This is a genomic window from Sharpea porci, from assembly GCF_009695655.1.
In the GTDB taxonomy this organism is placed as follows: Bacteria; Bacillota_I; Bacilli_A; order Erysipelotrichales; family Coprobacillaceae; genus Sharpea; species Sharpea porci.
Genome location: NZ_VUNM01000038.1, coordinates 1 through 17004, shown reverse-complemented (window position 1 = coordinate 17004; position 17004 = coordinate 1). Strand labels below are relative to the sequence as shown.

General features: G+C 38.1%; 14 protein-coding genes and 2 tRNA genes. 14 read left to right on the top strand and 2 right to left on the bottom strand.

Features of this window, described 5'->3' with window-relative positions; all coding sequences use genetic code 11:
• Nucleotides 1-201 precede the first annotated feature (201 nt).
• Nucleotides 202-278: transfer RNA gene (locus FYJ79_RS11340), tRNA-Arg, on the top strand.
• A 111-nt stretch (nucleotides 279-389) separates the two neighbouring features.
• A tRNA-Arg gene (locus FYJ79_RS11335) sits at nucleotides 390-466 on the top strand.
• Nucleotides 467-486: 20 nt separating this feature from the next.
• On the opposite strand, the gene FYJ79_RS11330 is transcribed toward FYJ79_RS11335, so the two are convergent.
• On the bottom strand, nucleotides 487-987 hold the full coding sequence (locus FYJ79_RS11330; protein WP_154518455.1) for a hypothetical protein: 501 nt from the start codon (nucleotides 985-987) through the stop codon (nucleotides 487-489).
• Between the two features lie 160 nt (nucleotides 988-1147).
• Here FYJ79_RS11330 and FYJ79_RS11325 point away from each other — a divergent pair, with 160 nt between their 5' ends.
• The 12 genes from FYJ79_RS11325 to FYJ79_RS11270 all read left to right on the top strand — a co-directional run bounded on the left by FYJ79_RS11325 (nucleotide 1148) and on the right by FYJ79_RS11270 (nucleotide 16234).
• On the top strand, nucleotides 1148-2845 hold the full coding sequence (locus FYJ79_RS11325) for a ribonuclease J (RefSeq protein ID WP_154518452.1): 1698 nt from the start codon (nucleotides 1148-1150) through the stop codon (nucleotides 2843-2845).
• A gap of 67 nt (nucleotides 2846-2912) precedes the next feature.
• Nucleotides 2913-5243 (top strand): DNA translocase FtsK, encoded by a 2331-nt coding sequence (locus tag FYJ79_RS11320; RefSeq protein ID WP_154518449.1) that lies wholly within the window; start codon nucleotides 2913-2915, stop codon nucleotides 5241-5243.
• Between the two features lie 136 nt (nucleotides 5244-5379).
• Entirely contained in the window at nucleotides 5380-6471 is a 1092-nt protein-coding gene (locus FYJ79_RS11315; RefSeq protein WP_154518446.1) for a BMP family lipoprotein, read from the top strand.
• Between the two features lie 123 nt (nucleotides 6472-6594).
• Nucleotides 6595-8112 (top strand): ABC transporter ATP-binding protein, encoded by a 1518-nt coding sequence (locus tag FYJ79_RS11310; protein ID WP_154518458.1) that lies wholly within the window; start codon nucleotides 6595-6597, stop codon nucleotides 8110-8112.
• Nucleotides 8102-9208, top strand: coding sequence for an ABC transporter permease (locus tag FYJ79_RS11305; RefSeq protein ID WP_154518443.1), 1107 nt, complete (start codon nucleotides 8102-8104; stop codon nucleotides 9206-9208). Before FYJ79_RS11310 ends, FYJ79_RS11305 begins: the two co-directional genes overlap by 11 nt.
• Nucleotides 9208-10170: an ABC transporter permease gene (locus tag FYJ79_RS11300; RefSeq protein ID WP_154518440.1), complete on the top strand. Its 963-nt coding sequence runs from the start codon at nucleotides 9208-9210 to the stop codon at nucleotides 10168-10170. The genes FYJ79_RS11305 and FYJ79_RS11300 overlap by 1 nt, the downstream gene beginning before the upstream one ends.
• Before the next feature lie 78 nt (nucleotides 10171-10248).
• Nucleotides 10249-11538, top strand: coding sequence for an EF-P 5-aminopentanol modification-associated protein YfmF (gene yfmF, locus FYJ79_RS11295; RefSeq protein WP_195837085.1), 1290 nt, complete (start codon nucleotides 10249-10251; stop codon nucleotides 11536-11538).
• Nucleotides 11510-12796: an EF-P 5-aminopentanol modification-associated protein YfmH gene (yfmH, locus tag FYJ79_RS11290; protein ID WP_154518433.1), complete on the top strand. Its 1287-nt coding sequence runs from the start codon at nucleotides 11510-11512 to the stop codon at nucleotides 12794-12796. The genes yfmF and yfmH overlap by 29 nt, the downstream gene beginning before the upstream one ends.
• Before the next feature lie 212 nt (nucleotides 12797-13008).
• Nucleotides 13009-13233, top strand: coding sequence for a DUF896 domain-containing protein (locus tag FYJ79_RS11285; protein ID WP_154518430.1), 225 nt, complete (start codon nucleotides 13009-13011; stop codon nucleotides 13231-13233).
• 64 nt (nucleotides 13234-13297) lie between these two features.
• Nucleotides 13298-15268 carry a transketolase gene (gene tkt / locus FYJ79_RS11280; protein WP_154518427.1) on the top strand — a complete coding sequence of 657 codons (1971 nt, stop codon included), beginning with the start codon at nucleotides 13298-13300 and terminating at the stop codon, nucleotides 15266-15268.
• Between the two features lie 87 nt (nucleotides 15269-15355).
• A complete protein-coding gene (locus FYJ79_RS11275) occupies nucleotides 15356-15565 on the top strand; it encodes a YneF family protein (RefSeq protein WP_033161763.1) in 210 nt (69 codons plus the stop codon).
• A 39-nt stretch (nucleotides 15566-15604) separates the two neighbouring features.
• Entirely contained in the window at nucleotides 15605-16234 is a 630-nt protein-coding gene (locus FYJ79_RS11270; protein WP_154518424.1) for a histidine phosphatase family protein, read from the top strand.
• A 30-nt stretch (nucleotides 16235-16264) separates the two neighbouring features.
• On the opposite strand, the gene plsY is transcribed toward FYJ79_RS11270, so the two are convergent.
• Nucleotides 16265-16873, bottom strand: a complete 609-nt coding sequence (plsY, locus tag FYJ79_RS11265) for a glycerol-3-phosphate 1-O-acyltransferase PlsY (protein ID WP_154518421.1) — start codon at nucleotides 16871-16873, stop codon at nucleotides 16265-16267.
• Nucleotides 16874-17004: the final 131 nt, after the last annotated feature.

Below are 17004 nucleotides of genomic sequence, written 5' to 3'. Positions count from 1 at the left end.
TATATAGAGTCTTTATTCTTTATAGTTTCCATAGCTCTATTATACCACAAAATAGCGGCATCATTCACTATATGTGTGATGCCGCTATTTTTTATGCGTCTATTTTATTTCGGGACAGACCCTTTTTTTATTGCCTATTCTCCAAAAAATATTTCTTGCTTTTTGCCCACATGCATGCTATTATATTCAAGCAATCGAGATGTCGACGTAGCTCAGCTGGATAGAGCACACGCCTTCTAAGCGTGCGGTCGCGGGTTCGAATCCCTCCGTCGACGCCATCTTTTATAGATATCAAAGGATATCTTTTTTTATGAAATTTTTCAAAGAAAAAACTATTTCCTCTTGCATTCTTAGTTTTATTTATGTATTATAGGAAAGCACTAAGAAATGTCGACGTAGCTCAGCTGGATAGAGCACACGCCTTCTAAGCGTGCGGTCGCGGGTTCGAATCCCTCCGTCGACGCCATCTTAAAAAAGAAGCCTCGGTTAATTCCGAGGTTTTTTCATATCATATTCTACAAATAATACAAAGGCTGATAAACCAGTCACTTCAAACAAGCCATTGAATTGCCCACAAAAGAAGAAGATAGCTGACAATAAGGCAATGACAAATGTCAAGTAACCTCGTTCCACCATCGCTTTATGGTAGTTTGTCAGACTCTGGCGATCAATCATACGAATCACTATACCAATTGCAAACAACGAGCCTAATGATGTAAAAAAGATATGGGCATGTTCATAAAAAAGATTATCTGTATAAGGAATAAGAATGCCGACAAAAAGACAAAAAGCACAGCTATATAGCAATCCTTGTAAGATATGATCATGATTATGAAGTCGATAGAGATAATAGAGAGCTAATGTTGCGATATAAACAATCATTATATAATGATATTCAGGAAGTAAAGCTGTATGTGTCATATTTCCATTGATGAAATCAACACGCGTGGAGAGAAAGAGGGCAACAACAATAAAGATTATTCCCATAAATGAATCACCTCTTTGTCATTATAATACCGAATTGTTTATTGTGATAGAGTGAGCGTAAACTCTTATTTTAAGTATGAGTTCGATTGTTATCAAAATGCCTTTGTGTTATCATGTACCTAACAAATACAAGCATTTTTTATAAGAAAGGATTTTATAAATGAAAAACGAAACTGTAAATATTTTGCCTATTGGCGGACAGGCCGAGAATGGCAAGAGCATGTACTGCGTTGAAGTTGGCCAGAAGATTTTTATAATAGATGCAGGATATCGCTTTCCAGACCTCGATAAGCTAGGGGTGGATATCGTTATTCCTAGCTTTGATTATTTAATTTCGAGAAAGGAAGATATCGTAGCAATCATTATCACCCATGCGCATGATGATGCGATGGCTGCTTTACCATACTTGCTGAATGCTATACCTGGCATTCCTGTCTATGCACCATCGCTGACAGCTGATTTGATTGAACAGATGGTTGAACGTTTTGAGAGACATCGTCGTGTTGATTTGAAGCTTGCTATCAAGCGTGTTAAACGTAATGGCTATGCAATTATTGAAGGTACAAGGGTTGAATTCTTCCCAGTTACGCATTCAATTCCCGGCTCTATTGGTGTTGCGATTGACACATCTCAGGGCTATGTTGTCTATGGTGGTGAATTCATTATTGATTTTGGTGCTCCGGATGGATTTAAGGCCGACTTACAAAAGATGATGGAAATTGGTAAAAAGGGCGTTCTTGTCTTGATGGCTGAATCGTCCTATGCCAGAAAATCAGGCTATACTTCACCAAAGCATAAGCTGACTGATAAGATTGAAGGCTTATTTGAAGAAGCGACGGGACGTATTATTATTACTTCCTATGCTCAGAATGTCTTTAGAACAAAGGAAATCATTGAACTGACAAAGAAATATCATCGTCGTATTGTATTCTATGGCCGTGATAAGTATGATAAGACAAATTCTATTTTACGTTTCTCACAGAACATGCGTGAACCTGTCATTTCTGTACCAGAACGCAATCTAGGCAAGAAAGAAAATTTGGGTAATGCCCGCAAAGACCGTAACTACGTTGTCTTATTAAGTGGTGCTCCTCATAATATTTATAATGATATTCTCGATATTGTTGATGGGGGCGATGATCTCTTGAAGATCCGTGAAGGCGATACATTCATTCTTGCTTCACCAGTCTTACCTGGAACAGAAAAAATTGCCAACAAATGCTTCAACGATCTCTATAAGACAGATGCTAAAGTTGCTATTTTGAAAAACAGACAGCTGTTCTCAATGCATGCCAGTCAGGAAGATCTCAAAGTGCTTATTCAATTCTTTAAGCCTAAATACTATTTGCCAATCAAAGGTGAATATCAAAACTTTGTCGCAAATGCCTCTGTCGCAAGAAGTATGAATATCAAAGAAGACCATATTATCATTCTTGATAATGGTGAACGTATCGGCTTTGAAAAAGGCAAACTTAATGCCAATCGTGAAGTCATTGAAATGGAAGATGTAATGGTCGATGGTGCTGGTATCGGCGATGTGGGCGATAAGGTCATTGATGATCGTATTCAGCTATCCAACGACGGTATTGTCGTTGTCGGTGTGACAATCGATAAGCATACAAAAGAAATCATCTCGCAAACAGATTGCCAGACGAGGGGCTTTGTCTATCTGAAAGACTCAGCACATGTCATTAAACATGTGATTGAACTATGTGAGCAAGCTGTTGGCAAGCTCAAAGAGCATCCTGATACAGATGTTCAGGAAATTCGTAATGCAATGCGAGATGCCAGCATGCGCTATATCACAAAAGAAACAGGCAAGAAGCCAGTCTTTATTGGTGTTATTATTGAAGTCTAAGCAAGGTTAAACCTTGCTTTTACTTTGAAAAAAGAATTTGCTATAATGCAATGGATGGAGGGGTAGTATGGCTAAGAAAAAAAAGAAAAAAGCAGTAAAAAAGAATGAAGCACTCACTCCCCTTAAGATTCGCATCTTGAATCTTATCGTGATTTTCTTCATAGTAATCACATTAGGGCATTTAGGCTTTGTTGGCGAGGGGCTATTTAATGGTTTGAGCTATTTATTTGGGCCAATTATGACTTATATTGGATTAAGTCTTGTGGGACTTGCTTTTTTTATGAGTTTTATAAAGGGAGAATTGTTCAATCCGACATCACCTGAAGCAGTTGGTACTTATATGATGTCAGCAGCTATTCTTATTTTCCTTTGTTTCTCAAAGAATGGCCAAGGTATTCACTTGATTAGTCAGTATATTGCTGGAAAAATGAGCTTTAAAGGTGGTCTTTTGGGAATCGTGCTCTATGGTGGCCTTAGTGAGCTCTTCGATGCTTTAGGGGCCCTTATTGCAGCCATCATCATTTTTATGATCGGTTTTATTATGGTGGATACAAAGCTTTATCTTCGTTATAAGCAGTATCGTGAGGAACATCCGCTTCCAGAAAAAAGCGAAGAAGCAAACGAGCCGAAAGTCATCAATCATCAGGATGAACCTGTCATTAATAAAGTTTATGTAAAAAAGAAGGGACCTAAATTCTTTGACTTTTTCAGCGATCAAGAAGAGGAATTGCCGCTCTTTCCTGATGAAGTCTTTGAAGACAAAAAGAAGGACATGCCACTTGAACCAGAAATCACAAGTGCTTTTGCCTTTAATGATCAAACAGAAAGGCTTGATATAGTTGATAAGAAGCCTCAAAAAGCAAAACAGGCAGAAAAGAAAGACTCTATCGTTGATGTCCCAATGCCTCATAAAGCAACATCACTCGCTCATTATCAGCTTCCTCCAGTCACACTTTTAAATCCTATAAAACGTACAAAAAGCAGCAATGAAGAAATGCATAACGCGAAAGCAACAGCTGCTACACTTGAAGAATTACTGAAGCAGTTTGGTGTCAATGCGCATGTTGAGGAACTTCATATAGGTCCAACTGTTACGAAATATGAATTACGACTAGAAATAGGGACTCGTGTCAATAAGATTCTATCCTTGCAGGATGATATCCAGCTAGCCTTAGCAGCAAAGGAAATCCGTATTGAAGCGCCAATTCCTGGTAAGCCTTATGTTGGTATTGAAATTCCAAACAAAACACCGGCGATGGTACCTTTCAATGAAGTTTTCCAGCTTTCAAAAAAAGACCCAACATATCAAAATGTTCTTGCTGTACCACTTGGTAAAGATATTGAAGGAAACATAGTTACAGCTGAATTAAACAAGATGCCTCACTTATTAATTGCAGGGGCAACTGGTTCAGGTAAATCAGTCTGTGTGAATGTCATTATTACCTCTTTACTGATGAAAGCAACTCCAGAACAAGTCCGTTTGATTCTTGTCGATCCTAAGAAAGTTGAGCTTTCTAACTATAATGGTGTTCCTCATCTTCTAGCTCCAGTTGTCACTGATGCAAAGAAAGCAGCTGGCGTATTACAGGAAGTAGTTAAGGAAATGGAAAGACGATATGAAGTCTTTGCAGAAAACAACCAGCGTAATATGACAAACTATAATAAATATGCTAAGAAATTCAATGAAACAGCAAGCGAAGACGAGCAGAAAGAAATCATGCCTTATATTGTTGTGATTCTTGACGAAGTTGCCGACTTGATGATGGTCGCAAGTAAAACAGTTGAAGATTGTATTATGCGAATTTCTCAAATGGCCCGTGCCGCTGGTATTCACATGATCGTAGCAACACAACGACCTTCAACAAATATTATCACTGGTGTCATCAAAGCAAACATCCCTTCACGTATTGCTTTCGCCGTTTCTAGTTCCGTTGATTCAAGAACCATTCTTGATAGCGGTGGAGCGGAGAAACTGCTTGGCAAGGGGGATATGCTTTTCAACCCAATGAACGCTTCAAGTGCAACCCGTGTACAGGGGGCATTTGTGGATGATAGTGAAGTGGCGCGTGTAGTTGAATATGCATCAAGCCAGATGGATGCCACATATGAAGATAAATATGTCAACGCTAAAGAAGCAAGCAATGAAAAAGGCAGCAGCAATGAAGATGATGATCCCTATGCTGATTTTGATGACGAATATGAAGAATGTCGTGATTTTGTCATTCAGGAACAACGTGCAAGTACATCACTCTTACAAAGACGTTTCCGTATTGGCTACAACAAAGCAGCAAGAATTATGGATCAGCTAGAGGAGAATGGTGTTATTGGACCACAGATTGGCTCCAAGCCTAGAGAAGTCTATATTCGCTCATATAGTGAAGAACCTATTGAAGAGTAAGCATGCTTACTCTTCTTTTTTGCTAGCAACATTACGTCGAAAATAAAAATAATATTAAAAACACATGAATTTTCTTTTAAATGCTGCTTGTGGGTGATATTATAATTGTAGATTTATTTAAGGAGGAAAGCGGAAAATGAAAAAGCTAATGGCATCATTACTAGTTGCTTCAATGGCACTAGTAGGATGTGGTGGTTCAGGAAGCAAAGCAAAGCCTGAAATCGCCTTGATCACTGATTCAGGAGGAATCAATGATAAGTCATTCAACCAGTCTGCATGGGAAGCAGTCAAGGAGTATGGCGAAAAGAATGGAAAGGGATACAAGTATTACAAGCCTGCAAACTTTGATACAGCAGGTTACAAAGCTCAAATCAAAAATGCAAAAGATAATGGAGCTAAAGTCATTGTATTACCTGGCTTCAAATTTGCAGCAGCCATGGGCGAACTTCAGAACGATGAAAAGTATAAAGATATTCACTTTGTCTTAATTGACTTCCAGCCACAGGATGCAAAGGGTAATAACGTTGAACCTAAGAGCAATGTTTATGCCGCTACATTCAAAGAATACCAGCCTGGTTATTTAGCTGGTTATGCAGCTGTAAAAGATGGCTACACAAAATTAGGTTTCATGGGTGGTATTGCATTACCTGCAGTTATTAACTACGGCTATGGTTATTTACAGGGTGCAAATGATGCTGCCAAGATGATGAATAAGACAGTTGATGTAAAGTATTATTACACAGGCTCATTCAATGAATCACCAGAAATCAAGACTAAAGCTACTGGTTGGTATAATGGTGGCACTGAAGTTATCTTCTCTTGTGGTGGCCAGATCTGTAACTCAATCTTTGCAGCCGCAAAAGAAACAAACAAGAAAGTTATCGGTGTTGACTCTGACCAGAAGAGCCAGTCTGAAACTGTTATTACTTCAGCAATGAAGAATGTTAAGAAAGTTGTCAAAGATGAAATCAAGGCAAGCTATGACGGCAAGTTTACAGGTGGCGTTCACTTGCTTGAAGCAAAAGATGGTGACGTTGGATTATCACCAGACTTCTCAAGATTCAAGAACTTCAAGAAAGCTGATTACGATGAAGTCTTCAAGAAAGTATCTGATGGCTCAATCAAGATCGTATCTTATGCTGATGTTGATGCTAACGCTAAGGGCGATCCTAATACAGCTAACTTAAAGTCTGTATTAACAAACGTTACTGTAGATTATCAGAAATAAGATGACTGAGAGATGAGCTATGGCTCATCTCTTTTTTCAACGAAAAAGCATATCTTTTCATACAACTTTATAGTATAATACCGACAGAAAGGGGTGGCGATATTGGACGATTATGCAATCGAGATGCTTAATATCACAAAAGAGTTCCCAGGTATTAAAGCAAACGACAATATCACTCTCCAAGTAAAAAAAGGCGAAATTCATGCCCTGCTTGGAGAAAACGGAGCCGGTAAATCAACCTTGATGAGTATTCTCTTTGGCCTTTATCAGCCTGATGAAGGAGAAATTCGCATTAATGGTAAAGCTGTAAAAATCAATGACCCTAATGATGCTAATAAGTATCGTATCGGCATGGTTCATCAGCATTTTAAACTGGTTCATAATTTCACAGTTCTTGAAAATATCATTCTTGGTATTGAAGAAACTGGATTTGGTGGAAAATTAGTAAAGGGAAACGCACGCAAGAAAGTCATGGAGCTTTCTGAAAAATATAAGCTTAACGTTGACCCGGATGCACTTATTGAAAACATTACCGTTGGCATGCAGCAACGTGTAGAGATTTTGAAAATGTTATTTAGAGATAATGATATTTTAATCTTTGACGAACCGACAGCCGTATTAACACCACAGGAAATTGATGAATTAATGATCATCATGAAAAACTTAAAGGCTGAAGGTAAATCTATTATCTTCATCACTCATAAACTTAATGAAATTAAGGCTGTTGCTGACCGTTGTACAATCTTACGTAAGGGCAAGTATGTTGATACTGTCAACGTAGCTGACGTCAGCAAGGAACAGCTCTCAGAAAAGATGGTTGGTCATAAGGTACAGCTTGTTGTTGATAAAACACCAGCTCAGCCTAAAGATGTTATCTTGAAGGTTGAACATTTAACTTATCATCCTAAGAATGCCAACAAAGCTTTAGTTAATGATGTTTCTTTTGAAGCAAGAGCAGGGGAGATTGTTTGTATTGCCGGCATTGATGGTAACGGCCAGACTGAACTTGTCTATAATCTATCAGGCTTAGCTCAGCCGACAAGTGGCAAAATCTATTTGAATGATATTGATATCACACATAAATCCATTCGTGAAAGAATCGATGATGGCATGAAGCATATTCCTGAAGATCGTCATAAGCATGGCTTAGTGCTTGATTATAACTTATCGATGAATATCAATCTTAAGAATTACTACAAGCCTGAATACCATAAAAATGGCTTCTTAGATTTCGAAAAGATGGATCAGTATGCTGATAAGCTCATTGAAGAATACGATGTGCGTAGCGGGGAAGGACGTAAGTCTATTGTTCGTGGCATGTCAGGTGGTAACCAGCAGAAGGCCATCGTCGCTAGAGAAGTTGAAGCTAATGGTGATTTACTTATCGCCGTTCAGCCAACGCGTGGTCTTGATGTCGGAGCTATTTCATTCATCCATAAACAGATTGTTAAACAGCGTGATGAAGGCAAAGCTGTCCTTCTTGTTTCACTTGAACTTGATGAAGTTATGGCTTTAAGTGACCGTATTCTTGTAATGTATGAAGGAGAAATCGTTGGTGACTTAGATCCTAAGACAACAGATATTAAAGAATTAGGCCTTTACATGGCCGGAAGTAAGCGAGGCGCACAATATGCTAAGTAAATTATTCGCAAAAGATGGCACAAAATCTGTTATTGCCTCTCTCATTTCCATCTTCTTTGGACTTGTTGTTGGATTTATCATTATCTTAATCTTTGCGCCAAGCGAAGCATTTGAAGGTTTCGGTATTCTCTTATCCGGTGGTTTCTATCGTGGGACTGAATCCTTCTCACAAATGATTTATCTTTCTATTCCTATCATGATGACGGGTCTTTGTGTAGCCTTTGCTTACAAGACTGGCGAATTCAACATTGGTGTTCCTGGCCAGTACCTCATCGGTTCATTTGTAGCCATGTACATCTCTATTCGCTGGACGTTTATTCCTGATAGCCTCGTGTGGATTGTTGCCGTACTATGTGCAGGCTTAGCTGGTGCATTATGGGCACTTATTCCTGGCTTCCTGAAGGCTTTTAAGAACGTCAATGTCGTAATTTCCGGTATCATGTGTAACTATATTTGTTTGCTTCTCGTCATCCAGGGCATTAAGTCAACAATTTATAACTCTACCGGTGCCGAATCCATGACGATTCCTGAATCTCGTTCATTACCAAGAACACCTCTTGATAGCTTGCTTTCAACTGGTGACTCAAATTTACGTTTCGTTGTTGCTTTCTTAATTGCTGTAGGTTTATGTATTCTTGCCTGGATCATTATGAATAAGACACAGTTTGGCTATGAATTAAAGGCAGTCGGCTTTAATAAAGATGCAGCGAAATATGCTGGTATGAATGAAAAGAAAACTCTTATTCTTGCCCTAGCAACAGCCGGTTTCTTTGCCGGTGTTGGTGGTGCTTTACCATACTTATGTGGTTCTGGTAAGACATTGCAGATTACTGAAGTGCTTCCAGATGAAGGCTTTAATGGTATCCCAATTGCCTTACTTGGCTTTTCTAACCCAATTGGATGTATCTTTGCAGCATTGTTCATGGGTTATATTAATGTTGGTGGTAACTACCTCCAGTCCCTTAATATTGCAGTTGAAGTTATTCAAATTATTACAGGTGTTATTATTTACTTTGCTTCTTTCACATTGTTTATTAAGCATGTCTTTGCGAAACATGAAGCAAATAAGCGAAAGAAAGAGGAGGGGAAAGTATAATGAGTATTGTTTATTTCTTATTTAATCAAACATTATTGTTTGCGATTCCTCTTATGATTGTTGCCCTTGGAGCAATGTTCTCAGAACGTGGTGGGGTAGTCAACTTGGCTCTTGAAGGTATCATGGTTATTGGTGCTTTCTCGGGTATCTTCTTTATGAACTGGGCACAGACGAATCAAGTATTGAGTGGTATGCCTTTGCTTTTTACCTCAATGGCTATTGCTGCTATTGCTGGTTTGCTATTCTCAATGCTTCATGCCTTTGCAGCTATTAACTTAGCAGCAGACCAGACAATTTCCGGTACCGCTCTTAACATCTTAGGTGCAGGTCTTGCTATTTTTATTGCGAAGACAGTACAGGATGGTGCACAGAATATTTCCTTTACAAATGAGTTCAGAATTGAATCCATTCCAGGTCTTGGATCCATCCCAGTTCTTGGTGACTTGCTTTTTAAGAATTGCTATATTACAACATTCTTAGGCTTCTTGCTCTTGGCTTTCTCATGGTATCTCTTGATGAAAACAAAATTTGGTCTTCATTTAAGAAGTTGTGGTGAAAACCCTCAGGCAGCTGATGCCGCTGGTATCTCTGTCTATAAGACAAGATATGCTGGGGTAGCTCTTTCAGGTATTCTTGCTGGTGTTGGTGGTTTGATTTATATCATTCCAATTTCTACTGAATTTACTGGTACAGTTGCTGGTTATGGTTTCTTGGCATTAGCTGTTATGATCTTTGGTAACTATTCACCACTTCGTATTGGTGGAGCAGCATTCTTCTTTGGCTTTACAAAGACCATTTCATTTGCTTATAGCTCAATTCCATTTATCGCAAAACTTTCGTTACCAGATACGTTCTACAAACTCATTCCTTATGTAGCAACATTGATCTTACTTGCATTTACTTCTAAGAATAGCTCTGCCCCTCGTGCAGATGGTATTCCATATGATAAATCAAGACGTTAGTCTAAAGGCTCATTAAGAGCCTTTTTCTTTGTTTACAGAACTATTTAAGTTATAATAAGATTCATGGAGGAAGGAACAATGCAAAATGTATTTAAGATGGATGGTTATACCCTTCATATTATTCCATCAAAGAAATTCAAAGACATCACAATTCATATTAATTTTAAAGCTCCTCTGACAAAAGAAAATGCCGCTTTGAGAGCAGTTTTAGCCTTTGTCATGACAAGTGCTACAAAGACATATCCAACTAATGCAACACTTTCAAGCTATCTTGATGATCTCTATGGGGCTAGTTTAAGCGCCAATGTCTCAAGCAAGGGACAAGCTCATATGATCTCTTTAAGAACAACAGCCGTGAATCAGGAATTCCTGCCTGTTAATGATGATCTTCTAGAAAAGCAGATTGGCTTACTTAATGAAGTACTTTTTGCTCCATTAGTCAGTCATCAAAGTTTTGATGAAGATCTCGTTGAAATTAAAAAGAAAGAAATTATTGCCCGCATACAACAAGCTCTTGATGATAAAATGAATTATTCTATTGATCAGCTTTATCATTATATGGGCATGAACACACCTCTTGATATCAGTGCTATCGGTGAAAAAGAAGATGTTGAAAGAATCACGGGGGAAGATATCTATCAGGCCTATCTTTCTATGCTTAAGAATGACGATAAGTATGTCTATATTGTAGGTGATATTGATGAACATGTTGTTGAAAGCTTTAAAAACAACTTGCACTTTGAAGCCCACAGCCAAGAATATCCTGTTATCTATGATTTTAACAGCGAGAAAGATGAAGTGCTTGAAATCATTGAAAAGCAGGAAATTACGCAGGCTAAGCTTAATCTAGGCTATACATTAGAAACTGATTTCAAAGATGATGATACAGAAGCTATGAGTATCTTCGTTGATATGCTTGGTGGCTATTCCCAAAGTAGACTGTTCTTGAATGTCCGTGAAAAGAATAGTCTTTGCTATTATATCTCTGCTAGCTATGATCCCTTCAACAGCATTATGTTAATTGCTAGTGGTATTGAGACAAAGCATTACCAAAAAGCAAGAGCCCTGATTGATGAAGAAATCGCTCATTTTAAAAATGGCAGCTTTAGTGATGATGAACTCGCTATGGCTAAACAAATGGTTGTTTCTTCACTGACAAAGGCCTATGATTCTTCAAGCTACTTGATATCACTCGCTTACAATCGTGATCTTGTCCACAAACAGCAATCTATTCAGGATTACATTAATAAGATTAATGCAGTAACTCGTGAAGATATTATAAGATGTGCTCAGCAAATTAAACTCGATACTGTTTATCTCTTAACAAGAAAGGACCCTTATGGAAAAGATATATTATCAGACAATTAAAGAAACACTCTATCATGAAGTGATGGACAATGGTCTACAGGTTTATCTTATGCCTAAACCTGATTTCACAAAAACATATGGTCTCTTTACAACAAACTTTGGTTCAGTCGATACAACATTCGTACCAATCAATGAAACAGAAATGATGACTGTACCTGACGGTGTTGCCCATTATCTAGAACATAAAATGTTTGATATGGATGGTGGTGATGCTTCAAATGAATTTGCGAAACTAGGAGCCAGTTCAAATGCCTTCACTTCTAACACAAGAACTGCTTACCTCTTTTCAACAACATCTCATGAAAAAGCCTGTGTCAATCTCTTACTAGACTTTGTCCAGGAATGCAATGTTACACAGGAATCAGTAGAAAAAGAACGTGGCATTATCAGTCAGGAAATTGGCATGTATGACGATAATCCAGACTGGCAAAGCTATTTTGGTGGTGTTCATAATCTCTATCACAATCATCCTGTCCGCATTGATATTGCTGGTACAGTTGAATCGATTGCTAAAATCGATGCAACAATGCTTCATCGCATCTATAATACGTTTTATCATCCAAGCAATATGATGCTTTTTGTAACAGGACATTTCAATGCCGATGAAATGATGGAAGAGATTAGAAATAATCAGGCAAGAAAGCATTTTTCACCAATGCCACCAATTATTCGTGGGACAATCAATGAACCCAAACAAGTTGATGTCAAGTCAGAAGTCAAGATGATGGATGTTACTGTTGATAAAGTAGCTGTTAATATCAAAATTAATGATACCCCACAAGATTCTCACAAAAAGCTTAAACGCGAATTAGCCTTTACACTTCTAACCGATATGCTTTTCTCTAAAAGCTCAACACTAAGAGAAGAATGGAGTAATCAAGGCTTAATCAATGACTCTTTCTCTGCTGGCTTAACACAGGAGAGAGATTATGCCTTCTACAGCATTTCTTGTGACAGTGACAAGAGTGAGAAGCTAAGAAATAAACTGCATGAATTAATTAGAAACATGAAGGATTATGAGATTGATGAAAGGGCACTTGAACGTGTCAAAAAGAAGAATATCGGTATTCTAATTCAGGCATTTAATTCATTAGAAACAGTTGCTAATATGTTTAGCCGCTATTATTTTGAAGGAATCAATGCCTTTACATTAATTGATGAAATTAATGCTATGAAAGTTTCAGACATTCAAGCTATATTACCTCTTTTCAACGATGAATATAGTGCTGATTTTACGATTGTACCAATCGCGAAATAATCAATTGACGAGTTAATAAGTTATGATATAATGTGAGTGACCTAAGAGATATATGCATTTCCTACATTTATCATAAGGGAATCTGATTGTTATCTGCGGTGTTGAATACCTGCATTTATGTAGGGATCCTAAAGCGTGATGCAAGATACCCACCTGTAATTACAACAGGGATAGACTAAAGCTCTTAGGTCCTTTAATTTGAGGTGAAATACATGTCAGATCAGATGGATGCACTCATTAAGGAGATTAATGCACTTGCCCATAAAAGTAAGACTCAGGAATTATCTCCTGAAGAAAAAGCAAGACAAAAAGAACTCCGAGCGCAATATATTAAAATCTTTAGAGAAGGGATGCGTCAGCAGCTCGAAGGTATTCGTGTTATCGATCCTGATGGCAATGACGTTACGCCTGCCCATAGAAAGAAAAAAGTTCATTAAAAGGTGTTCCAAAAACACCTTTTTTATGTTATTGTTAGTTGGAAAATAGGGGGATTATAAAAAAATGGATTCTGAATTATCTATTGCAACCATTAGATCTCTTGGCATTGATATGATCAATAAAGCTAAGTCAGGTCATCCAGGTATGGTATTAGATGCTGCACCTGCTTTATACACGCTCTTTACGAAAGAATTACGTGTTAATCCTAAGCAAGCAAAGTGGGACAACCGTGATCGCTTCGTACTAGCAAGCGGACATGCAAGTGCATTGCTTTATTCATTATTACACTTGTCAGGCTTCGATCTTTCAATCGAAGATCTTAAAGCATTTAGACAGTGGGGAAGCAAAACGCCTGGTCATCCTGAATGTGATGTAACCGAAGGTGTTGATGCTTCAAGCGGTCCTTTGGGGCAAGGTATTCCTATGGCTGTTGGTATGGCTATGGCAGAAAAGTTCTTAGCTACAAAATACAACAAGCCTGATTTCAATATCGTCGATCATTTTACATATGTTTTATGTGGTGATGGTGATATGCAGGAAGGTGTTTCTTATGAAGCGTCTTCATTAGCGGGTCATCTTGCTTTAGGCAAGTTACTTGTCATTTATGATAACAACGACGTTACACTAGATGGTCCTTTATCCTATTCATTTAGTGAAAATGTAAAGAAGCGTTATGAAGCGATGAACTGGCAAGTTATCGAAGTTGCTGATGGCAATGACACTACAGCATTGCTTAAAGCGATTCGTCGTGCCAAGAAGGAAAGCTTCAAACCATCTATTATCATCATGAAGACAACAATCGGCTATGGTTCAAAGAACCAGGGTACAAATAAGGTTCATGGCGCACCATTAGGGGACGAGGATGGCAAGTATGCAAAGCTATCATACGGCTTTGATCATGAAGATTTCTTTGTCCCAGAAGAAGTTTATGATGACTTTAAAAAGAATGTCTTTAATCGTGGTAAGCGCGCATACAATAAATGGAATAAGCTTTTAAAAGCCTATAAAGAAGCTTATCCTGAAGCTTATGAGGAATATATGAATGCTATGGAAGGGAAGTTTACATTGGACTATGAGGAACTTGCCAAGACATATCATTTCAACGATAAAGAAGCAACAAGAAATACAAGTTTAAAAGTTATACAGGAAGTTGCTAAACAGAACCCAACATTCCTTTCAGGTACAGCCGATCTTGCAAGTTCTACAAAAACAACAATTGCGAACGAAGATCGTTTTGGTCCTGATCATTATAACGGCCGCAATCTCTATTTTGGTATCAGAGAATTTGCTATGGTTGCGATTATGAATGGTATGACATTGCATCATGGCATTAAAGTTGCTGCAGGAGGATTCTTAGTCTTCTCCGACTATTTCAAAGCAGCTGCTCGTATGGCATGTCTTATGAAATTACCAATTATCCTGCCATTATCCCATGACTCTATTGCCGTTGGTGAAGATGGTCCGACACATCAGCCAGTTGAACAGCTCGCCATGTTAAGAAGCATGATCAACATGCAAGTATTAAGACCTGCTGATGCTTCTGAAATGATGGCTGCTTGGAAGATTGCTGTTGAAACAACTGATGCACCAACTGCCCTCATTTTGACAAGACAGGATGTGCCAAATATCACGAATGCCACATATGATGATGTAGCACATGGGGCTTATATCGTTCGTAAGGAAGAGCATGAACTTGATGGTATTATCATTGCTACTGGTTCAGAAGTATCTCTTGCGATTGAAGCAAGCAATAAGCTCAATGCTGAAGGTATTGGCGTGCGTGTTGTCTCTATGCCAAGCTGTGAACGCTTTGATGCCCAGTCAGCAGAATATCAGGAATCAATCTTACCAAAAGCTTGTCGCAAGCGTCTTTCTGTAGAAATGCAGACAGACTTTGGCTGGTATAAATATGTTGGCTTGGATGGCAAAGCAATGTCTGTTCATACATATGGAGCTTCAGCACCTGCTAGCAAGGTTATTGCTGAATATGGCTTCACTGTAGAAAATGTCATTAAGAATTACCAGGAATTATAATCATTGAAAGGGTTCATCCCTTTCTTTTGATTTTACAAATTCTTATCTCTTTGTTATAATATAAAAGATTTATTGGAGGCGAAAAGAATGGCAAACTTTGCAACTGTTTTTATTTCAGTTATTATTGGTGCTTTAGTTGGTTTCTTCTTTGCTAGATGGATGTTCAAGAGAGAACTTAAGAAGAATCCACCTATCAATGAAAAGATGGTTCGTGCTATGTTCCAGGGAACTGGTCGTAAACCTAGTGAAGCACAGATTAGAAAAATCATGAAAAGTATAAATGATCAATATAAATAAGGGTGTAAGCCCTTATTTTCTTTTATAGGAGGATTTGTAATGAAAATATATATTACAAGGCATGGAAAAACAGTTTGGAATCAAGAGCGTAGACTACAGGGATGTCAGGATTCACCACTTGTTGAGCAGGGCATCGAGAATGCTTTAGCATTACGTAAAAAAGTGAGCTCAATACATTTTGACGCCATTTATGCTTCACCTATCAAACGTGCCTACGATACAGCTCAGCTTGTCTTTCCTCAAGAGCAGATCATCAAAGATGAGCGCATTCGCGAGATGAATTTTGGCTTAGCCGAAGGCAAATATATAGACCATATGCCTGATGATCTTAAAGAGGCTTATACAAAGCTATGGAATGAACCTGATGCTATTGAAGGAATGCCTGAGGGCGAAAGCTATACAAGTATCATCGAACGTGTGAATGACTTTTTAAATGACATTACGCATAAGAATTATGACAACGTCTTTATTGTGACACATGGCTTCTGCTTTACAATTTTCATGGCTTGCATGCGTCATTTAAGCCGTCATGATTTTGTGAAGGTAAATCGGCAGGTTGTTGATGGCTGCTCGCTAACGATTGTTGATTATGATGGAGATTATCATATTGAAACATTAGGCGAGAATGACTATTTACCCTATCAGGCTAATGAATCCTATACAAAGTAAAAGAGAATGGCTTACGACCATTCTCTTTTACTATAACCATTTTACTTTTGATTCTTCATCATGAATAATACGTCCAATATTAGCATGATGGCGATAAATCACTAATGCTGTTATGAAGACATTAGTAATACGAGCAACCATGTTAGGTTCAACAAAGAACATGGCAATACATACAGAAACACATCCAAGTATGGATGAAAGCGAAACAAACTTACTGATTTTCAATGTCACTAAGAATGTCGCAAGAGCAATGAAGAAAGAATAGAGATTTGTTACGAGTGTATAAGCGATAGCACTAGAGACACCTTTACCGCCTTTGAACTGGGCAAAGCATGGATAGCAGTGACCAAAAATACAAAGAAAAGCACAAGGGTATATAAGATCAGGCCAAAGCTGAAATGTCTGAATCATGAAACGGGCAAAAAGCACCGTGACAATACATTTCGTCGCATCTAGTGCGATAACCGCAGCACCTACCTTCTTCCCTAAGACACGGCCAGCATTTGTCCCTCCTAGATTATGTGAACCAGACTCCCTGACATCTGTATTATAGAAAACTTTCCCAATTACTAAGGCAAAAGGAATGGATCCATACAGATAGCTTGCTAGTAAACATAGTGTTGTTAGCAGCAATTTCATATTTTTTTCACGTATACTCAATTTAAGGTTAGAATTGAGTATTTTTCCTTTCTAGCCGAATTAAGAATGATATCATCTACGGCCATTGATGATATCATTTATAAGCACTGTGGATTTGTATCTATATTTTT